The 19658-nt window shown below is 42.9% G+C and carries 28 protein-coding genes; 18 read left to right on the forward strand and 10 right to left on the reverse strand.

What is annotated here, in order from left to right; genetic code table 11:
• Nucleotides 1-56: 56 nt before the first annotated feature.
• A complete protein-coding gene (locus CKQ84_RS11765) occupies nt 57-521 on the reverse strand; it encodes a chemotaxis protein CheX (protein WP_105251417.1) in 465 nt (154 codons plus the stop codon).
• 958 nt (nt 522-1479) lie between these two features.
• Between CKQ84_RS11765 and CKQ84_RS11770 the strand changes: the two genes are divergently transcribed.
• The 7 genes from CKQ84_RS11770 (at nt 1480) to CKQ84_RS11800 (ending at nt 6405) form a co-directional block, all read left to right on the forward strand.
• Nucleotides 1480-1965, forward strand: a complete 486-nt coding sequence (locus CKQ84_RS11770) for a hypothetical protein (RefSeq protein WP_105251418.1) — start codon at nt 1480-1482, stop codon at nt 1963-1965.
• A gap of 153 nt (nt 1966-2118) precedes the next feature.
• Nucleotides 2119-2769 carry a hypothetical protein gene (locus tag CKQ84_RS11775; RefSeq protein WP_105251419.1) on the forward strand — a complete coding sequence of 217 codons (651 nt, stop codon included), beginning with the start codon at nt 2119-2121 and terminating at the stop codon, nt 2767-2769.
• 577 nt (nt 2770-3346) lie between these two features.
• Entirely contained in the window at nt 3347-3697 is a 351-nt protein-coding gene (locus tag CKQ84_RS11780) for a hypothetical protein (protein ID WP_105251420.1), read from the forward strand.
• 172 nt (nt 3698-3869) lie between these two features.
• Nucleotides 3870-4139 carry a DUF1778 domain-containing protein gene (locus CKQ84_RS11785; protein ID WP_105251421.1) on the forward strand — a complete coding sequence of 90 codons (270 nt, stop codon included), beginning with the start codon at nt 3870-3872 and terminating at the stop codon, nt 4137-4139.
• Nucleotides 4136-4666 carry a GNAT family N-acetyltransferase gene (locus CKQ84_RS11790; protein WP_105251422.1) on the forward strand — a complete coding sequence of 177 codons (531 nt, stop codon included), beginning with the start codon at nt 4136-4138 and terminating at the stop codon, nt 4664-4666. The genes CKQ84_RS11785 and CKQ84_RS11790 overlap by 4 nt, the downstream gene beginning before the upstream one ends.
• A 392-nt stretch (nt 4667-5058) precedes the next feature.
• Complete coding sequence (locus CKQ84_RS11795; protein ID WP_105251423.1) at nt 5059-5610, forward strand: tetratricopeptide repeat protein; 552 nt, start codon at nt 5059-5061, stop codon at nt 5608-5610.
• A gap of 489 nt (nt 5611-6099) precedes the next feature.
• The gene (locus CKQ84_RS11800; protein WP_105251424.1) at nt 6100-6405 is read left to right on the forward strand and encodes a hypothetical protein; all 306 of its coding nucleotides are present in this window, start codon (nt 6100-6102) and stop codon (nt 6403-6405) included.
• A 67-nt stretch (nt 6406-6472) separates the two neighbouring features.
• Here CKQ84_RS11800 and CKQ84_RS11805 read toward each other — a convergent pair whose 3' ends face one another.
• Genes CKQ84_RS11805 through CKQ84_RS11840 form a run of 8 tightly spaced genes read right to left on the reverse strand, consistent with a single transcriptional unit; the run spans nt 6473 to nt 9241 of the window.
• Complete coding sequence (locus CKQ84_RS11805; RefSeq protein ID WP_105251425.1) at nt 6473-6793, reverse strand: hypothetical protein; 321 nt, start codon at nt 6791-6793, stop codon at nt 6473-6475.
• A complete protein-coding gene (locus CKQ84_RS11810; protein ID WP_105251426.1) occupies nt 6790-7020 on the reverse strand; it encodes a hypothetical protein in 231 nt (76 codons plus the stop codon). The genes CKQ84_RS11805 and CKQ84_RS11810 overlap by 4 nt, the downstream gene beginning before the upstream one ends.
• Nucleotides 7017-7295 (reverse strand): hypothetical protein, encoded by a 279-nt coding sequence (locus CKQ84_RS11815; protein ID WP_105251427.1) that lies wholly within the window; start codon nt 7293-7295, stop codon nt 7017-7019. The genes CKQ84_RS11810 and CKQ84_RS11815 overlap by 4 nt, the downstream gene beginning before the upstream one ends.
• Entirely contained in the window at nt 7296-7589 is a 294-nt protein-coding gene (locus CKQ84_RS11820) for a hypothetical protein (RefSeq protein ID WP_105251428.1), read from the reverse strand. It lies immediately after the preceding gene.
• Nucleotides 7586-8227 (reverse strand): hypothetical protein, encoded by a 642-nt coding sequence (locus tag CKQ84_RS11825; RefSeq protein WP_105251429.1) that lies wholly within the window; start codon nt 8225-8227, stop codon nt 7586-7588. The genes CKQ84_RS11820 and CKQ84_RS11825 overlap by 4 nt, the downstream gene beginning before the upstream one ends.
• A gap of 30 nt (nt 8228-8257) precedes the next feature.
• Nucleotides 8258-8605 (reverse strand): hypothetical protein, encoded by a 348-nt coding sequence (locus CKQ84_RS11830; RefSeq protein WP_011847795.1) that lies wholly within the window; start codon nt 8603-8605, stop codon nt 8258-8260.
• Nucleotides 8606-8630: 25 nt separating this feature from the next.
• The gene (locus tag CKQ84_RS11835) at nt 8631-8891 is read right to left on the reverse strand and encodes a pyocin activator PrtN family protein (protein WP_006082040.1); all 261 of its coding nucleotides are present in this window, start codon (nt 8889-8891) and stop codon (nt 8631-8633) included.
• Entirely contained in the window at nt 8888-9241 is a 354-nt protein-coding gene (locus CKQ84_RS11840) for a hypothetical protein (protein WP_105251430.1), read from the reverse strand. The genes CKQ84_RS11835 and CKQ84_RS11840 overlap by 4 nt, the downstream gene beginning before the upstream one ends.
• Before the next feature lie 629 nt (nt 9242-9870).
• On the opposite strand from CKQ84_RS11840, the gene CKQ84_RS11845 reads away from it, so the two are divergent.
• Both CKQ84_RS11845 and CKQ84_RS11850 read left to right on the forward strand, forming a co-directional pair.
• Nucleotides 9871-10968, forward strand: a complete 1098-nt coding sequence (locus tag CKQ84_RS11845) for a nucleoid-associated protein (RefSeq protein WP_105251431.1) — start codon at nt 9871-9873, stop codon at nt 10966-10968.
• The gene (locus tag CKQ84_RS11850; protein WP_216822553.1) at nt 10961-12340 is read left to right on the forward strand and encodes a hypothetical protein; all 1380 of its coding nucleotides are present in this window, start codon (nt 10961-10963) and stop codon (nt 12338-12340) included. The genes CKQ84_RS11845 and CKQ84_RS11850 overlap by 8 nt, the downstream gene beginning before the upstream one ends.
• Before the next feature lie 46 nt (nt 12341-12386).
• Here the strand turns inward: CKQ84_RS11850 and CKQ84_RS11855 are convergent, their stop codons facing one another.
• A complete protein-coding gene (locus CKQ84_RS11855) occupies nt 12387-13157 on the reverse strand; it encodes a helix-turn-helix transcriptional regulator (RefSeq protein ID WP_105251432.1) in 771 nt (256 codons plus the stop codon).
• A gap of 129 nt (nt 13158-13286) precedes the next feature.
• Here CKQ84_RS11855 and CKQ84_RS11860 point away from each other — a divergent pair, with 129 nt between their 5' ends.
• The 9 genes from CKQ84_RS11860 (at nt 13287) to CKQ84_RS11900 (ending at nt 19233) form a co-directional block, all read left to right on the forward strand.
• Complete coding sequence (locus CKQ84_RS11860; RefSeq protein ID WP_105251433.1) at nt 13287-13526, forward strand: helix-turn-helix transcriptional regulator; 240 nt, start codon at nt 13287-13289, stop codon at nt 13524-13526.
• A 31-nt stretch (nt 13527-13557) separates the two neighbouring features.
• Nucleotides 13558-14166, forward strand: a complete 609-nt coding sequence (locus CKQ84_RS11865) for a hypothetical protein (protein ID WP_105251434.1) — start codon at nt 13558-13560, stop codon at nt 14164-14166.
• A gap of 165 nt (nt 14167-14331) precedes the next feature.
• Nucleotides 14332-15081, forward strand: a complete 750-nt coding sequence (locus tag CKQ84_RS11870) for a helix-turn-helix domain-containing protein (RefSeq protein ID WP_105251435.1) — start codon at nt 14332-14334, stop codon at nt 15079-15081.
• Nucleotides 15078-15764 (forward strand): replication protein P, encoded by a 687-nt coding sequence (locus tag CKQ84_RS11875; protein ID WP_105251436.1) that lies wholly within the window; start codon nt 15078-15080, stop codon nt 15762-15764. Before CKQ84_RS11870 ends, CKQ84_RS11875 begins: the two co-directional genes overlap by 4 nt.
• Nucleotides 15754-17010, forward strand: a complete 1257-nt coding sequence (locus tag CKQ84_RS11880) for a tyrosine-type recombinase/integrase (RefSeq protein WP_105251437.1) — start codon at nt 15754-15756, stop codon at nt 17008-17010. The genes CKQ84_RS11875 and CKQ84_RS11880 overlap by 11 nt, the downstream gene beginning before the upstream one ends.
• Before the next feature lie 55 nt (nt 17011-17065).
• Nucleotides 17066-17284, forward strand: coding sequence for a helix-turn-helix domain-containing protein (locus CKQ84_RS11885; RefSeq protein WP_105251438.1), 219 nt, complete (start codon nt 17066-17068; stop codon nt 17282-17284).
• Nucleotides 17271-17624: a hypothetical protein gene (locus CKQ84_RS11890; RefSeq protein ID WP_105251439.1), complete on the forward strand. Its 354-nt coding sequence runs from the start codon at nt 17271-17273 to the stop codon at nt 17622-17624. Before CKQ84_RS11885 ends, CKQ84_RS11890 begins: the two co-directional genes overlap by 14 nt.
• 8 nt (nt 17625-17632) lie before the next feature.
• On the forward strand, nt 17633-18247 hold the full coding sequence (gene orn / locus CKQ84_RS11895; RefSeq protein WP_105251440.1) for an oligoribonuclease: 615 nt from the start codon (nt 17633-17635) through the stop codon (nt 18245-18247).
• Between the two features lie 245 nt (nt 18248-18492).
• Nucleotides 18493-19233 carry a hypothetical protein gene (locus CKQ84_RS11900; protein WP_158683042.1) on the forward strand — a complete coding sequence of 247 codons (741 nt, stop codon included), beginning with the start codon at nt 18493-18495 and terminating at the stop codon, nt 19231-19233.
• The last annotated feature ends 425 nt before the right edge of the window (nt 19234-19658 follow it).

Raw genomic sequence — 19658 nt, forward strand, 5'->3', positions numbered from 1 at the left:
AGAGCGACAGGATAGTTAATGTATTTTGAGCTGACTGGCTTGATGCATTTTGGCTATTAGTTTTCAAAACATATTTCAATATAAGCAGTACCATGCGGGCTTGTAAATGGCATGATAATCTTAGTGCCATTAGCTTTATGGGAAATAGTATGGCCTTTTCCTGATACGACCATAGGAGTGGCCATTTCAAATTCATAGCCTTTTTGACCCAAAAGATTTTTTGCGCCACCAGTCACCATATTCGTAATTTCGCCTACTAAATCAGTCACTTCCTCGTTAATTTTACCCGGGTTTTCGCCCAGCATATTCTGCATTATCTGCAAAACAAGCTTTTGTTCGAAGGTAATCGACAGTGATCCTTTTGTTTGGGGTCCAACAAGACCTATTAGGCCGGATACATCACCCTTAGCTAAGTTATCTACTTTGATTTGGGGTTTGCCCGGCGTCAAATCCATGCTCGCCATCGTAGATATGACATTGAGCAAAGATTGGAGGAAAGGATTAATAAAATTAACGTTCATGCCTAAGTTTGTCCTCTTTTGAGCCTAAACCATGGAGTAATGGCATTGCTTAAGGCTATTAGAAAAGTTGCTTATCGACAGCAATCTTGATCACACTCTATCAGCTTAGATGAGACAGCTATAAATGTGAGGCTAATTTAAAGATATTCTTATCATTTATCTGAGTTATAGGCAGCTAAAGCTCCATATAACCGTGTCCTTTATTGTTTAGACCGTTTTGTAGATGGTTCATAAGTTTGCTTGGAAGACGCTTATCGTCAAATAGCGTTGTTTTACGTCTCATACATACAAAAATGGGCTGCATTAGCCCCATTCATAGTGGCTCATGAGTGCCGATGCTGCAAAGTTTTTTAGCCTTTTTATGGAGTAACTCGACTTTTATTTGCACTTGAACTTGTGAGAAGGCGTTGCTACTCAACTCTCTATCCCATCGCGTCTTACGTAATCCCATTTTATATGGCTATTTTCGGCATTGTGGAGTGCTATCAAAAAGGCGTCTTGGTCTTGAGCGTCTTAGCTGACTTTGTAAAAGTGCGATGTTCGCTGCAAACTGTCTCACTTTTTGCTTCACCCTAACGACGCATTTGTAGTGTGTTGTTCAGTACGTGTTCCCGAGTCAATTACTGGGAACACCATCTTGAGTGCTCAATCCAATAATTTGGGGTACCTCACAGGATACTTAGTAATTAGACAAATGCACAAATGTGTGAAAACCGCCTAATAGAATGTGAGAGTAATGATTCAATCTAAAATGAGTAAAAACACTGTTATATCAACTATTCCAATCGATAGAACCTTTTCCATTGCCCCCATGCTGGGTAGAACTGATTTTAATCTAGTTGATTGATAAATATTAATAAAATATTTGCGTGGATGCCTATTGGATACCTCGCTTTTTTTGGATTGGTTTTGGATACCTGAAAGCGTAATCTACTGTTTATCAACATTGAGGTGATCTATGGATAGAAAATCTTTAATAATACTCGCGCTGATATTAACGGTCGGTCCTACTTTTTCGGCTAATGCTGAAGTCTATAAATGTGCTGATGGAAAGTATCAAGCAGATCCCTGCGATGAAAATAGCCAGCCAGTTGATTTAAGTGGCGTCGGTAGCTTTATTAAAAGCAATGACAGCATTTCTCAATCAAGCGTGGGTTCAAACGCTACCTCTGATAAGAAAAAAGAAATCAGTACCTATATCGAAAAACAACGCATTGCCCGAGAGATCACTCGGCTTGAGGGTGATCGTAAGCGGGTGATTGCGGCGCGTGACCAGCGCTTACGTAATCTGCGTGAAAGTCGGCGGTATGCGAATAACAACCTAGCCGGTGCAACGTGGCAGCAAAGCTTAGCTCAGGAACAAGTCGCTGCAGCGCAAGAGGCCGACACGCTGGTGTCATCTATCGATCGGCAAATAGAGCAGCTTAAAGACGAATTAAAATAGTGCATGCACGTTTTTCCTGATTGTGTATTTGGTAAAGTACTGATAAATTTCATGTATTACAGTTAATTAGCTGTATCGCGTTTTTACTGGCTAATGAGGTTAACGCGCATGCGCACTAAGACGTTATGTTTCCAAGGAAATGGTGTGCCATATATGCTTCTCAAAAAATGTGTATTTATAATTTCTCTTTCAATAATATCTGTCTCGTGTGCGCCTGTAGTTAGAGATTACTACAAGCCAATATATAGCGAAGGAGTTACATACAGTAGTGGCTGCGGAAGTTCTGGCCCTGCGGATCAAATATCAATTCAGCTTAGTGGGGGAGTTGAGCTCGAAGTATCTAGTTCTAGTTCAGCAAAAAACGAGAGGTTTAATAATTTTCATTTTACAGCTTCAATTCTTGCACCATCTGGAACATATTTTCAGTTTGAGAGCGACGAAATTGTCATTACTGACAATACAACAAACAAAATATGGAATGTAAAAATTACTGAATTAATCACACGGACAGAGAATGTTTCAAATACTAATTCTGGTGAATCAGCTAATAAGGATGAATATCTCCGTGTTAATCCAACATCAAAGATAAGCGGTAATACCTTTTTTGGCTATAACACACTATTCGGTAAAAAGTATTTTAATTCGGGAGCGTCAATAAGTATTTTTTCAAGAGATATTGAGTATAAATTGGAAAACTACTCTATCCAGTTACCATCCATTATTATAAATGGTAAAAAATACATTATTGAACCTATAGGATTTTTACATGTGCGAAGCATAGGAATAGACCCTCTAAATTGTTAACATAACAAGTTGTACCAGCATCGCTCCGGCACTTCGTGTCTGAGCTGGACAGTTTTAAACACGCGGTTTTATGGTTTTGCTGCGCAAAAGTATTCCATAAAACTACAACTTAAAACCCGCCGCTGAACTCGGCGTTAAGTTGCAAAGGGGATTTGACACTGATGAGTAGTACAAAAGTATGGATGATAATCTTAAGTATTACTCTGCTTTATCCCGCATTTTATTGCATCCATGGAGTTTTAGTTACCCTTGATACAATAAACCCAAGGAGCCATGAAGGTAATCTGATCATTGGCATAATGTGGATGTATTCATCAATTGTCTGGATCCCATACTTTTTAATCCTTGGTTTTAACTGGAAGAAGTTATCCAACGCTTTTAAACTGTTTTGTTCATTCTCATCAATTGTAATTTTTGGCTGTGTTATTTACTCGCTTACAACAAGTTAGCAGCTTAACAAGGTAATTAAGAACGGACCCGTAACAGTTGGCTAGGTTTCGCTTCGCTTCACATTTTAGCCAACTATTACTTGTCCGCTTATTGCGGCGTTATAACTACTAATCAGGGATGGGTGTATATGTTACTAAAAGTGTTGTTCTCTCTCAGTTTGCTATTGAATTTTTACCTAATTTTTTGGTTCATGAAGAATAGTTACACCATCGAAGCTCACCCTAGATTAAAGCGTGATAATTTTGTTTTATCCCAATTTGTGAACAGCTCACTTTCTAAAGACGAGCTTTTAATGATTGCAAAATCCAAATTAGGTATTGAGAAAGTAAAAGAACAATATAATCACCAATCATGGGACGATAAAAAATTTGCATCGTCTGTAATAATTGGGGGCATTAGCTTCTTTTTCAACGATAAAGATGAATTAATGCAAGTAGACCATTGGTACAAAGAGTGTTCACCTTTATGGGTAAGGTAGTTTTAACAAACAAATTGTGGTCTAAACGTAAACAACACGCTGCATATTCGAAGCATTAGCCTCCACAAATCTAACAATCACATCCGTACTGTGTCCGTACAAGTTGCGCTGTGGTTGTTTAAACTTTATACTCCAATCCATTACGGATTAACTCCGTACGATAGGAGGTTTTATGGCAACTACAAGACTTGATATCCGTTTGGATGAAGAGATCAAAGCTAAGGCTGAGAAAGCATCGGCTTTGCTTGGTTTAAAAAGCTTAACTGAATACGTTGTTCGCTTAATGGACGAAGATTCAACTCAGGTGATTGCTGAGCACGAAAGCATTACTGTTAAAGCTGATGTATTCGACCAATTCATAATGGCTTGTGATGAGGCTAAGGCCCCGAACAAAGCATTGCGTGAAGCGGCAGCATTTACTAAACGTGGTGAGTTTAAGTGAGTTACTCCAAGACTTTTAAAGAATTGGATAAATCACAACACGATAGAGCATCATTTGACTGTGGCGAAGTAGAGTTAAACGATTTTATCCAAACTCAAGCAGCGAAACACATGCAAGCAGGTATTAGCCGTACAATGGTTTTACCTGCTGCTACGCCATTACCCAATCAAAAATATCCAATTTGTTCATTTTATACTATCGCCCCAAGTTCAATTTGCCGTGATACCTTGCCACAAGCCATGGGCAAAAAGTTACCACGCTATCCCATTCCGGTCTTTCTGCTTGCTCAACTTGCTGTCCATAAAGAGTTTCATGGTAGTGGGTTAGGTAAAGCTAGCTTAATCAAAGCGCTAGAATATCTGTGGGAAATTAACGCTCACATGCGAGCTTATGCCATTGTTGTCGATTGTTTAACTGGCCAAGCTGAATCATTCTACGCCAAGTATGGTTTCGAGGTTCTTTGTGAAATCAACGGTCGTGTAAGAATGTTTATTCCAATGAAAACAGTCGGTCAGTTATTCACTTAGTTACCAGCTCCCCGCCTTACCTGTCGTGCTGCCTATTCCTCACATTCGTGCATAGAAACTGTCTTTTGTATTCATAACGACTCAGTCTTAGATGCTGTTATGTATACAGTATTATTCGATTTGATCACATTTCACGGATTATAACCAAATATAGTTGTGCGCACTTATAGGGCTGATGCCAGTTTATATTATTTGTAATCAATGATTTATTGAAACGCGGCTTGAGATAATAGGTTTAGAACTCGCGCAACTGTGTTTTTCCTAATGGTTTATTTGTTAAAGAACTGATAAGTTCCTTTTATTACAAGTAATTAACTGTGCGCGTTTTCACTGATCGAATGAGGTAAACGCGTGTGAGCACTAATAATACGTTATGTTTCACTGGAGCACGCATGAATTATTCATTTCCAGTAGTTGCCTTGGTCGCAGTATTTCTTGGGGCCTGTGCCAATCCTATCAACCGCGCTACTTTCGACAATTACTCAGAAACATGCGCAGTTGCCGAAAGTAACGGCCGCCTCGATGTTGCTGAGGAGGCTTGCTACCGAGCACTGGTAAATACCGATTGGGGCAACCTCGGCCCAGAGCTAAAATCTCAGGCGCTTTACAACCTCGGCCGTATCAAGCGGGGTATATCCAAGTTCGGAGAGGCCGAACAACTGTTCAAGGAATCGTTGGCAATAGAAGATAAGTTGCCTGTTCCTTCCGAACAAAAGATCGGTCGTCGTCTTCTTGAGTTATCTGTTAGCCTCGCCGCCCAAGACAAGTGGTCCGATGGCGCCCGTTATCTTGAGCGTGTGCTCCCATTGACCGAAAAGTTTTCCCCGCGTGAACAGGCTTACGCCAGCGAGGTATTGTCCCAATATGGTAGGCACTTAGCTGCTGGTGCCACCGATAGTGATCTTGCTGCTCGCTTTGAAGCCAAGGCAAAGGCGCTCCGGTGAACGTGAAACATAATCTTGCAGTCGAGCGGACCTGCGCGAAAAGCCGCGCAGGCCGCTCACTTCCATGTTAGGTGTATCTAGAGTGTGGCGAATATCATTACTTTCTTTTGTTTTAATTGGCTGTTCATCAACTCCACCAAAAGGGTGTGAGTTTGATCTTAACGGTTGGAATAAGGTGATAGACATTCCAGTGTCATTGCAATCAAAAAATAAAAAAAACATTACGCATTGGTATGTAAATCACGACGGGGATTATTTCTTCTGTGAAAATTTTGTAGATAGTAATGTTTGTGGTCAAAACTTTGAAATACATTATAAAAAACAACATGGTAGTTATAGTTCGGATTCTATAATGTGTATGCAATAATACACCTAACAAGCCAATTAAGTGCTGGACTGCTAAAGCTTGGCTCAGTTTCGCTCCGCTTCACAGTTTAGCCAAGCATTATCAGCCCCTTATTGGGGCGTTAAATGCCCCAAGGAATCAGAGTGTTTGCCAAGAGATTCTTAGATGAAAATTATGATTGCGCTGAGTACTTATCAAGGTACGAGGGTGGCCATTATGATGAGCAGTCTTTCTTGCAGTTAGTGCTTCCGTTAACTGATGTCACTATAAGCAATGAACATCAGCACTTGGTTATTGGTCATGCCGGTGCTGATGGTATTGAGTTTTGTTACCGTATCCATAAGCCTGGGGTTTGGGCTTTCTATCCAATTGAGGGTAGGTTTCAAAAGGTTGCAACCAATATTGGCCAGCTAGTAGAGGGGTGGTCCAATGGCACCATCAAAGTATAAGCATTTAACAAGCAAAGGCAGCATCGCCCCTGTGGGGCAGGACCTCGCAGGGGCGATGCTTTGGACGTCACGCCACCTCCTTATCCATCGGTGCGAAGAACAGCGCGACGGGGCCATCTTCGGTATCGTGAATACTCAGCAAGAATGAGCCGGCCTTTTCGCAAACGGGGTGCCAATCGCTGATATCGTTATCGCCCTCGTCAAAGTAGCGCTCGATCAGGTTTTCAGGCGCATCGAGTTCAAACCAAATCGCTATAAACTCGCCACCGTTTTCGGCTGCCCATGCTTCACACTCAACACGGGTCACACCTTCATCCCACTCGGGCATATCTGGATGGGTCCAATAACCTTCTTCACGTTCTACAGTTGCTGCTTGTATCGGGTTCATGCTGCTTCTCCTTTTATCCTGAGTTTTGATTCTGCGTTGAGTGCGAATACTTCGGCGTCGGCTTGGCCGAAGTCGCTGCACTCGATGGCGTTAAAAGACTTACAAATGCCCCAACCGTGGTAATTGTTGGGGATGTACTTCACTTCGATTTGTTGCTGATCGCACATCAAGGTGAAGTAGGGCTTGGATAGTGTGACCACGCCCGCTTTAGTGCTGAAGGTATTCATGCCGCCTCCTTGTTTTGGTTGTCCCTTGCTTGGCTGACAGGCGAATGGCTGGGCAGACGCATAGGGTGATATCGGTACGAATACACTATGGTGCGGCTAATGCCCTTGGCGAGGTTGGTTAAGCCGTTGCCCAATGCTTGCCAGTACAGGCAATCTAGCGCGCCCAGTGCCAGCGCGATTTTGATGCTGTCGCCCGTTTTTGCCTTGAGTAACAGGCTTAACTTATGGCTGCGGTAATGATTTAACAGATGGCGAAACGCCGCTGATTGAGTCATTTAGGCCACCTGCTTCGGTTGCAAAGCGGTTGATTGCAAATGAGCCGATTGCAGCTTGGCCCAGTCGATGGCTTTAATGGCCTCGACCGTGGCAGCAATTTGCTCTAGCTTCTTTTGCCCGCGCATAAAGTTCGACAGTTCTATACCGTGACGAGCGGCCGCGCGTTCGGCGGGTAGGGCGCTGGTGTAATGCAGCGTTAACGCGGCAATCACCTCGGGCGAACTAATGCGGGTAAGCGACAGCAATAACGCAACACGTTCTTGTGATTCAAAGCCCGGGAGTAAATGGTTCATGCCGCACCGCCTGTGGTACTGATCACCTTGAACTCGACCACCCAAACGAAAGGGTTTGATGATTTGTTTCTGTAAATTTGGTCCCAAGCAAACAAAAAGTTATGTTTAGCATTAAATTTCCAGCCCATACCTTGCACTGCTGGGTAGTCAAAACCTTCTGCTTTTGCATCTTGCTCGCTGATATCATTTAGCCTTTCAACCCTAACTTTAGTGACTTCCAGCAGAATGCGCGCCGCCCAGCGTGGCATGTGGATAGAGGGAATAAACCCGCGATATTCTGCGCCACGGTAATCAAAGTCTTCATCACCTGTGCCCGCTGTTAATCCGCCACAGACATAATGCAAATCAGGCCAGTGTGCTTTGGTCATTGCCTCACGTACCCACAGCTGATCACCAAGTGTGCCGAACGGTGAAATAAACGCGCAATCCTCACTGCTAACCCCAAAAACATCATCTTTTGCGGGTTGATAGAATCCGCGCTTATCAATGACTGTCGGTGTATACCATTCGGCATTTTTAGAAAATGGCGCCCATTCATCATGCGGCTGAACTTTAAACATTCTCCGCGTCTGTGTTTTTCGGCCATCAAGAATGGCGCGCACCATAGCGGTATTGAAAATAATTGGACGTTGTTTCATATGCTATTCCTTCCTTTTGAATCAGCAGGGCTAAGCTGCGGCTTCGCCGTTAAACACCACCAGATTGATGATGGGTTTCTTGGTTTTGGGGTTCACCTTGTCCGACAGCTTGTGATAGCGAATATGCACATCGCGGTGGGCTTCTTGGGTCATGGCTAAAACGATATATTGCTGGCACAGCGCGGGCGTCGATAACGAATGCGACAGGCGTTGTGGCTTCATGGTTTCAAATAAGTGCTGCGCCATATCATTCAACTTAGCTTGGTACTCGTCGGGGCTCAGTTGACGGCGGTTAGGGTGTGCGCCTACAGAGGTGCTGCACTTCTTGGCCGCTTGATTTTTCGCTAAGGTCATGGACACGCCGTAAACAAAAAACATAGATACCTCCCCACTGAGCCGCTGATTACGCTAAGTTGATTTGATCTTGTTTGGCGGCGTCGCGTTGCTTGTCGAGGTATTCGGCAAGGTCGGTGACATTGACCATCCAAGGCGCTTTGTTGCTGTTACTGGTGCGAAAGGCGGCTAAGGGCAAGCGGCCGGCTTTGGCATAGTTGGCCGCGGTACGCGGTTCGAGGCCAAAATACTCTTTGCTGATTTGATCCAGTGGCACTATCACTTTGTTGAACTGGGCCATAAGCAAAAACGCGGTGTTGATGCCTTTCATGTTGGTTGCTCCGCTTGGGTGAGTTGCAGCGGATGCACGTTAGTGGCCGCCTGTTCGTTACGCCACACCATCACCTTGCCGTACAAGCCTTGTTGGGGCTCGGTAAAGCGCAGGCAGAAGTTGAGCCCGAGTTCGCCCGTGTGACGAATGAACTGGCGGTAAAACGCAGCGCTTGGGTGGTGATAGGCAAAATGCTTTACCAGCTCGGCGCATCGGGATTGCACCCGTGGGCAATCCATCGGATCGGTGTGGCCCTTAGCCAGCGCCATTAAGCAGGCAAAACGTATTGCAACCAGTAGACGAAACTCATCGCGTTGCTTAGGTGATGTTTGAACTTTTGATAGAATCATTTCCTTGTCCTCGGTAATGGGTAGATTTCTTTTTAGCGATTAACTTATTGTTCCAAATGTTTTCTCTATAAAACGCTATCGAGAAATACGCTATTACAAACAGCTAAAAACCAACTTGAAGCGCTATCGCGATAAGGTAAATCAGTTCATGAAGCTGCAAGCCGATCACCGTTTTTATATCCTGCCAAGGGCAAGAGAACAGGTCGGCAATCATTCAACGAATCTCAATAATTAAGAGTCCCCAAAACTGATAACTTCGTTTTTGTACTGATCATGAAACTCAGCCCTTGAAGTGTTTATCATTAAGGATGAATACACTGCAATAATCACAAAATGTGTTTCATAAGCCAACACGTTTCGTGTTTAAAGTTGGCATTAAAATAAGTTTTTGATTAAGTTATTGAATCTAATGTGTTTTATAGTTTAATTCTGTTGTTGTGAAATTCACAGGACATCACATTATGTTACAGTTATGTTAATGGCTGTATTTAAATGATTAGTTTTACTTGATTCCAATACTTCTAGAAAGTGTCATAATGCAGTACAGTTGAGACATATAAATTTAATCTTCGGTTAGCACCACGCTATCTGGTTTAATGCAAGGTAATTAAGAGAATAGGGATATTAGAATGCCAGTTATTAAGCGATTTGTTATACATGAATTATTTAAAGAAAAAGAGCCAGATATTGCAAAGGTGCTCTTAAATTTAAGCGTTGAGATTATAAAAAATTTAGCACTTGATTTAGTTAAGATTAAAGATGGAAAAACGGCTGTTTTATGGGGGAAGTTTAAAGGTAATGGAGATTTTCCAGCGAAACTAATTGAGCTGAAAAATCAAGTTCCTGAATCAGGTAAAGATGCAAAATTTAAAGAGTTAACAAAGTTAGCGATGAAATCTTTATATGGCGAGATAGTACATACAAATAGTAAAGGAGGTTATATTTGTTTCATTGAATATGAATCTTATAAAAGCTCAAGATTCATGGCTGCAATGATAACCAATACTTCTGGTATTAAACTTAAAAAGTTGAAGCCTACTTCAGACATACATGTTGATTTAAGTAAGTTACATCAAGCAGTCGATATTAATATATCAGCATTTTTGGATGCATTAGAGAAGCCTGAAGCTGGTGTGGATGTGCTTGAAAAAAATTATTTAAGCTTTATTGGTAAAGGAAAATACACAGATTATTTTACTAAAGCTTTTGATTGTGTTAACGGTACGACTCCAGCCAGAGCTGTAGTAAAATCTGTCATTCTTCTAAAAGACTTTTTGGTAGAACATAATGCTGATTCCGTTGCACAGAAAGAAGCACGTTCTCAATGGGTTCGATATCTTTCTGAAAATTCAAATGAGGAGGTATACCTTACTAAACTTGAAGAAATTGCGATTTCTCACTTACCTTCAATCTGTTCCGATGAAGATAAGGATAGCTTTATATTATTTAGTAAGCAGGACAAATATGAAATGCCAGCTTCTTTTTTGGCTAGAAAGGAGAGTGTTGAAAAATTAGCTAGAATATATTATACAACTGATTCGTTTAATTTTAATTTTGATTTTGAAAATATTGGATTGCTTGGTTGCGCTAGTGATACTAATAAACCAATTTTATTTGATCCAAATAGTAATGATATTATTATTAAAGGTAGAATGATTACTCCAATGGTTAAAGATGCTATTAATCAAGCATTAGATTTAAAAGAAGATGAAGTTGACGATGAGTAATCCATTTAACACATTCGATTATGCAGTGAGGTTGTTTAAATCTTTTGGTGACAACGTATCATATGCAAGTGGTGTGTTTAAACTTATTAATGACGTTGTCCTTAATGAGGAGCAGGCTTTTATAATTAATGAGTTTTATAATAAAAATAAGCAAGAGAAGTTATTTCGACAATTTAAAGTTGAAATAAATTGGGACGAAAAAATTGAAGGTAAGATAGTTAATAAAGCTAACTGTACTGAACTAAAAATTGAATTCGATTTATATAACGGTTGCAGCTTCAGCTTTTATAAAGATGAAAATGATTTGTTGGAGAAATTATCAACATTTTTGATACAAGGATATGATTTGCCTAAGAACTATTATTTCATTGATTCTGATTTCAGAAGTGATAGTGATTTGGTTCATCCATTTACCTTAAAGTTGGAAGCTGTAACAAAGTGGCTTGGTTTTTTGAAGTCAGTTTCTGATATTGATAAAAATATAGATAATGGTGTTTCACTTTATTATTTTATAAAAGGTGAAAAAGATAAGTTCGCCAAACCTTTAGAGGTAAAGATAACTAATATTAAAGACCTTTTGTCAATTAATGCCTTATCACCAGTTGATGATATTGATTTTCTATTAAAAGCTGATGAAAATGGTAATTTACATCATCGAGATAAATTATCTTTTTTTAAGCTTGCTTTAGTGGATACATTTAGAAATATTTTAGCAGAAAAAAATACATCTTCATCACCTGCATTTATTTTGTTTTCAAACTTGGGTAAAATAAAAAATGCTTATTTTGAACATTATGATGTTTTTATTCAAAACTTTGCCATTGGTGAGTTTCAACAACAAGTAGAAGCAAAATCATTTGAATATTCTGAAAAATTAAGCACTGTCCTAAATGATATTCAGATGAAGTTGTATGCTATTCCGATAGTTTTGATCGGATTAAGTACCTTTGATAAAATAGAAGGCTTTTCAAGCTATTTATTTATTGTTTCTGGAGTTTTTATTGCTGGACTTTTCAATTATTGGATGGTTGAAGATCAAATGTCAAGACTTGAACAAATTAAGATTAGCATTAGCTATACATTTGATAAGTTAAAATTGAAAAGTCATGATGGATTGCATGATAGTGATATTGCAAATAATTTAGACAATATTTCTAGGAATTTAGATGATAGAATTAAAGACCGTCAGTTGAAAATTAAATACTACCGATATTTTTGTTGGCTACCATTAATGCTAACAATAATTTTCATTATTTTTAAAGAATGGGAGAAATTAAATATTTTCAATATTGGTATTTCGAAGCCAACATTGGATGACCTGTATGTTGTAATTCTCAGTGCAACTAAATTATTAAATTATTTTTTATTTTAAAGATTGAGTTTACAACGCCTAAATAATTTTTAATAGGAACGGTGATTTAATTACTCCATATGTTAAGTACTGACCACCAGAAGACCCAACCGATGATTTTAACTTCTGTCATATGCTCTGGTTGTATAAATTCATCTGGAAACTCATCGTTATTGTAGCTTTTGATACGAATCCCGCCACCAGGCATACGATAGAGCATTTTTACTCTTAACATACCGTCGTGATCAATTGCGTACATTTCGCCATCGACAATATTCTTTTTGCTGGTGTCGACGCCGACCGTAGTGCCATGACGCAGGACGGGTAGCATGCTGTTGCCGGAGACAGTTACACAAGCCGCATGTTGAGGTTCGACGTTACTCTTTTTGAGGGTGGACTTGGCAAAGCGGAGTTTGCAGCCGCCATTTTCTTGCACGAATGTGGAACCATTACCCGCAGCTAATTCCACTTCTCGAAAAAATGGCAAAGCTACTTCATCATCTCTTAGCGGAGTATCACCATCCCATAGATCAAAACCTGCATGCCATTTGGCATTTGACTCTGGTGCTATTTTGACATGTAGCTCAGTGTCTACTGAGGCATTTGTACTATTGGAATTACCATAAAGAATTTCAGCTGGACTAACACCAAGAACTTTTGCCAACACTTCGGCGTCAATAGCACTAACCGCTCTAGTGCCTGCTTCATAGTTACCGATACGAGATTGAGATTTCCACCCGCATAAGCTTGCCAATTCCGCTTGGCTTTTAATACCAGCATTCATTCGCAACCGTTTGATGTTTTGCCCAACACGTTTTTTTAAATCTTCAGTTCCCATTATAACCACCAACGATAAAGTCTCGTTCTAAGAATATCACGATATGTGATATTTGATTTTTTCGTTTTGTGTTTACTTGTAAACACGTTTCGTGTTTAATGTGATTGAATCAACATTGAGACTGGTAGCATGAACAATATTCCCGTTTATCGAAAGAAAGCCAATTTATCTCAATCTGGGCTTGGTAAGGCCATAGGCAAAACTCAAGGAGCGGTTGGCAACTACGAGGCAGGTATTAGAAACATTGATCTAAGTACTTGTTGGGAAATCGTAAGAGCGCTTAACCAGTTGGGTGTTGAATGCACTTTTGCTGATGTATTCCCTGAACCATCAAGCGACACAAATAAGGTAGTTTCGCTTGCCATTTAATTGAAGGTTAACTGAATAGAGGCTTATTAGCATGAAAACCCATTCACGTAAAAATGATAGCCGTTTGAATTTGTTGATGAAAACGATTCATCGGGTGTTGGAGTTACCCAAGATGACACGTTTTGCGTTGGCGATAGATTTTGTTGCGGCGGTTGAGCGCCTTGGGCTAAGCGAGGTATTGGCGGCGGAGGGCATTAGCTTTGCCAGCACGCAAGACGTGCACAACGATGCGCGGATAAATGCCCAAAAGCTGTTCCGTTGGCTCGGCCAGTACGAGGGCCAACATCCGCAGGTTGATCGCTTGTTTCATGTTGAGCAAGCACTGGTGGCGGCACTGCCTGAGCATTTGCGGGTGCAGTATCTCAACGATGTGTTTGGTTGCACTGGGGTGACTGTCATTGCCGATCGCATGAGTGACGGCCATGTGTTGCATGTGGCCGATATGGCGGCGTCGCTCACCAAAGAGAACGCCGAGGCGCAAGTGGCGGTGATCCATTTGGGCTGTGAGCCCAAGCGCGAGCAGTTAGTCGCGGCGCACCGCGAGTTAAAAGAGTCGGCGGCGACTACGCAAGCGAGCATGGCGGCGTTAGAGCTGGCGTATCCGTATTTAGCGAGTCATGGCGGTAAGGCGGGTTGTTGATGACGGTACACGAACACGCATCGATTACTTATCGAGAATAAGAAAGCCCGCTAAAGTTTGGCGACTGAGCGCGGGCTTAATACCTAAGAGAGGCGATTACATGTTACGTATACATGATGATTTCGTCAATTTTGTGCTGGCTGTCGCGCAGTTAGGCGGTGGTTTATGAGCATGGAATTGATGGTAAAAGCGATGAAGGCCAAGGTGGGTAATCCACTGCGCAAGCTGGTGTTGATTAAGCTGGCCGACAACGCGAACGATAATGGTGAATGTTGGCCGAGCCATCAGCATATTGCTGATCAGTGCGAGATTGGTCATAGCACTGTGAGAAAGCATATTGCGGCCTTGGTTGATATGGGTTTTGTGACGATTAAAAATCGTAAGGGACCTAAGGGAAATTTAACCAATATTTACACGATTTCAATCTGCTACGAGGTAGCACCCCCTGTGCCACCAGATAGTACCGAAGGGGTGCCACCAGATAGCATAGGTATGCCACCAGATAGCACACCCCCTGTGCCACCAGATAGCACCGGAATCTATCACTCTTTAGAACCTATCAATGAATCTTTAAAAGACTCTTGTCCAGCAACGAGTGCTAAGTCGGTTTTCAATGCGTTTTTTAAAGCGTACCCAGCCCATCGCAAAGGCGGGGCAGATTCGGCTGCGTGGAAAGCGTGGAAGGCTGAAAAACTGACCGATGCCGATTGTGTGCTGGCGGTGACTTGGTTGAAGGAAGCTGCTGCGCTGGATACCAGTTGGGGCTTTAGTGCTAACGGCCAGTTTGTGTTGGGTATTACCAAGTTTATCCGCGAACGCCATTGGCTAACACCGTTGCCAAGACCGATGGCCGCCGCCGTTGGGCAAGTGGATTGGCGCCATGCGGTGTATGACCCTGAGGATCCTTTGATATGACTGCCAAGCAAAATACGAGCATGAAATCACTGCAGACCTTAATCCGCCAGCCGCTGGTTGGGCAGGGCGAACGGGTGACGCAACCTGAGCCCACGGCAATGGATATGGCGATTGTGGACAGCGTGTTTAGCAAGTTGCGGGTGTTGTTCCCGGTGAGTGCGCCACGGCCTGAGGACGAAGCGACCCACAAAGGCGAGTGGCTTAAAACCTTGGCGGCGCAGGGGATTGCGAGCCGCGAGCAAGTGCAAGCTGGGCTGAATCGCGCCAGACGCGAGCAGGGCGACAGGCAGTTTTGGCCGACACCGCGCCAGTTTGCTTTGTGGTGCCAACCCACGGCTTGTGATTTGGGGCTGCCCACGTTGGAGGCCGCGTTTAAGGAGGCTACGCGCCATTACCATCACCCTGACAAGCATACGTGGAGCCATGATGTGGTGCGCTTAGCAGTGCGCGAGACGGGCAGTTGGATGTTTGCCACAGGGCTCGAAAAGGATGTGTTAATGACGTTTGAGCGCAATTACAAAGTGCTGTGCCGCCGCTTTAGCCGTGGCGAGTTGACCGATGTTGAGTTGCCAAAGGCATTACCAGAAACGGTGACGCGGCCGACTGAGGCGGCAAAGGCGAAATCGATTATTGCCAATTTACGGGCAAACCTAGGGCTTAAGGGGGCAAACGATGGCTGCTAGCGGGGTTGAGGTGGGTAAGTTGAACGATGCTGCGCTGCGCCGTTGGTTACGTGGCGGTTTGACGCGGGATTTTAGGGACCCGCAGTTTCCTGAGCTGCGTTTACGGGCAACGGCGGATAGGACGAAGGCGAGTGTGCATTTGGTGATTAATGAGGGTGATAAGACGGTTTGGAAGAAGCAAGGCGTGTGGCCGAGCATGTGCATTAAGACGTTTTTAGCGGATTTACCTGTGATGCTAGCTAAGCGTAGTGCGGGCGCGGATGTGTTGCGCGGTGAGTTTGCGACTGTGACTGATTTGCTATTGTGGTATGGGGATTATTTGGATGGCAATACGACCTTAAGCTCGAGCTGGCGGGATAACTGTAGGTCGATTATGCGTAAGCAGTTGTTGCCTAAGTTGGGGGATGTGGCCTTGGCTGAGTTGTCGTTTTTGGTGGTTGATAGTGCGTTGGTGAAGCTGATGCTGAATGAGGGTTATGCGCCGCATTATATTCGTTTGAGTGTGAATGTGCTTAAGCGGGCGTTGAGTTTGGCGGCGGATTTTAGGTTGTTATTGCTTAATCCTCTGATGGGGTATCGAGTGACGATGAGTTTAACCTTATCACCTAAGCCTGATACGCGCTTGATGGAGTCGGACTTAGGGCCGTTGTTTGTGGCGTTGCGGGATGCATTTATGCCGGTGGCGATGTTGTTTATGTTGATGCTGATGTTCGGCACGCGCATTGGTGAAACCCGTTTGGCACGATGGGAGCATTTTGCGGGTGAGTTTTGGTTTATTCCTGCGGCGAATGCGAAGAACCGCCAAGAGCACCGGCTACCGTTAACGCCTACGGCTAAGGCGTTGATCCAACATTATTTGCAGTGGCAGCTTAAAAATGTGGGTAAGCGGGCGTTTTTGTTTGCCGGTGATGTTGGCGCTATTAGCCAGCGCACTGCGCATTATTGGAGTGAGACGATTCGGTTTAAGGAGTTTACCTCGCATGATTTGCGCAAGCTTTGCCGCACGATTATCCAAGACATGGGCGTGGATACTATGGTCGGTGAGCGGTTGCTTAATCATGCCCTGCCTGTGCTTTTGCGTACCTATGTTCATTCGACGTTGGATAAGGGCATGTTGAGTGCGCTTGATGCGTATCACGCGCATTTAATTTCGCTCGGTTTTAGTGAGGTTGCGCCCGAGATAATCCCTAGATCGTCTGCGAATGTTGGGAGTGCTCAAACCCTTGGTGCGAGTGGGTGGCTGTGATGATCGTTGCATCAGCCTTACAAGAGTATGCAATGGCACTAAATAAGGTGGTTTTATGAGTCATCCAGCTGCAAAAATTCTAAAAACAGGCAGGGCGATTAAGGGGCTTTCTCAGGATGAGGTGGCTGAGTTTTACGGGATAAGCCGCCGAACGTATCAGCGTTGGGAGAATGGCAAGAGTAACGTGCCTTATAACCACCTGCGCTCAATAGTGGATGATGTATTCCATTTATCGATAGACCAGATTACGGAGGTGGCTAATGCGAGTATGTGATGCGCAAGAGCAGGTTATTAACATGAAAGCCCTTCGTGCTGGGCTCAATGCCTGGGGGCGTTATTGGGCGTTCCAAGAACTCGGTAAAGGTTTCACTAATCGCAGTGCTTGCGATAAGTTAGGCGAGGTGCAGGTTTATGGTGGTGCGTTGGTTAGGGAGTTGAGCGTTCCTAAGCAGGTGGTCCAGTTTGATAGGATGATTGAGCGGTTATCGCCAAACTGTATTCGGGCGATTCGCACCTGTTACGTGTGCAAAGGCCAGTGGGCATTGATGGGGTTCGACAGTAAGAAGTCGTATGTGTATTGGTTGAGAAGAGCAGAGATTCAATTAGCAAAGTGAGGTGGGTGATGGAGCAATTCTTTTTGTTTGGTGATTTAGAAACGGGTGGGCTGAACGGCCGCTTAGACAATGGGATGCTGGGTATGGAGTATTACCCTATCTTTGAGCTGGCCTTTATCGTGACTGATAGTGAGTTAAACCAAGTGGGTGAAGCGCTGCACATTGTTGTGCATCAAGACGATGAACACATTGCAAGGTCACATGAGTGGGCGATAGATGTGCATACCAAGAGTGGGTTGTTAGCTGCTGTTCGTGCCTCATCAGTATCGTTAGCACAGGCTGAGCAGATGGTACTCGAACACCTGAAAGCACTGGGAATACCTAAGCATGACCGTAAAGCTAAGACTGGTGTGGTGTTTGCGGGTAACTCAATCATGTTTGATCGTTCATTTATCATGTGCCAAATGCCTGAGCTTCATGAGTACATGCATTACAGGCAGCTAGACATATCAGCACTAGGGCTCGCAGCTAGAGCTTGGGCGCCTGAGGTAGAGCGTAATGCGATTAAGGCTAAGCAGTATCAGCATGAAGCCTTAGCCGATATTCGGGAGTCGATAGCGGAACTCAAGTACTATCGCGACGAGTTGTTTGGTTGTGAAATATCATCTTTGTCAATAGGTTAGGCGCGGCTCGGTCAAGTGAGAATGGTTATCATCAGGGCTGGATGCGACCTATTATCATCACGGGTCCTTCCGGCTCGATTCACTGCGGGGGCAGTGACGCGCAATGCTTCACTACATATGAGAATTTTGGGGAGGTTGGTTGTTGTTTTATGAGCCCCCTAAAACACCCTTCTAACACTCGCTTAGAAATCCCTACTAACCAATTGATATTTTTCTGAAAATTGTTTGTAATGCATGTGCTGTTATTGGCAGATCGACAGGGATCTTATATACCAACTTTTGATCCTCTTGGTGTAGTTGAAAATCAATTAAGGTATGCAGGTATGCAGAATTTATTGTCAGGTGACGTTTCGTGGCTAAATGCCTCAGCAGTAATATTGCTGATGCTTCCAATTGTTAAGTTATTATCATCACTATATTTTGAAAAGCATAAAATTAATCTTAAGAAGCTTGAGATTGCTCAGTCAGTTTTAAGCGGTAATCTCAATAAGCCCAGTATTAAGCAAAGGTATCTTACCGAGCAAATTTTCACATCAATTTATAAGCATCGTTTTTCATACAATGAAATCAATGTGTTACTTAAATATATGAATCCTAGTCAAGCATTTGATTTATATGTAAATGCTGGCCAGTTTCTTGAGTTGTCCAATAAAATGAACTCATTCAGATTAAACAAGCATTACTGGCGTATATCAACTCGTTATTTCTCGATATACCCACATAATATCTATCTGATGCTTAAGTATTTTGTGTGTGGTTTTATAGGCATCATTGTATTGTTTATGGGGTTTAACCTACTTTCTAAGAACGATTTTATTAATGGTTTTTTTAACAATTGGTACGGTATGCCTGTTTGGTTGTGGGCATTTTTTGCTTGTGGGGGAGGAGTTATCTTCTTGGCTTTTGCTTTTAAGTCTATAGCTTCAGTTGGCGGCATAAATAAGGCTTTCACTTTAATAGATATGAGTGAAAAATCACTTAAGTGATAAGTAAAACGATAAATCCTCTGTGATTAAGTTTTCACGTATCACATATTTACAAATTCCGAAACGACACTTTTGTCGCTTTTAGCGACACTTTTGGCGCTTTCAAGGCCCTTAAAATCGAGTACATTTGTATACGCTTGCTAAGGTTACATTTATTCAGTCGCACGTTATTTGTCTGCCAAGGGCTCCTTTTAGGGGCCCTTTTTATTTGTTGCCATTTCTTGTTCGCAAACATCCAAATAGCTGTTCGTTAGCTAACCCCAGCTGAACAAAAGCGGCCGCTGCAATGGTGGCCGTGGTGGGTATGTGTTGCCGAGGTTCTTGTGATATTGCCTCGGACGTTGAAAGACACTAAAAACATCAGCAGTTAGAGGCGGCTACCTCACCGTTGATCTAACCGTTGGCCGCGCTAAGGCTAACCTTAT

The sequence above is a fragment of the Shewanella sp. WE21 genome (genome assembly GCF_002966515.1).
Lineage (GTDB): Bacteria > Pseudomonadota > Gammaproteobacteria > Enterobacterales > Shewanellaceae > Shewanella > Shewanella oncorhynchi.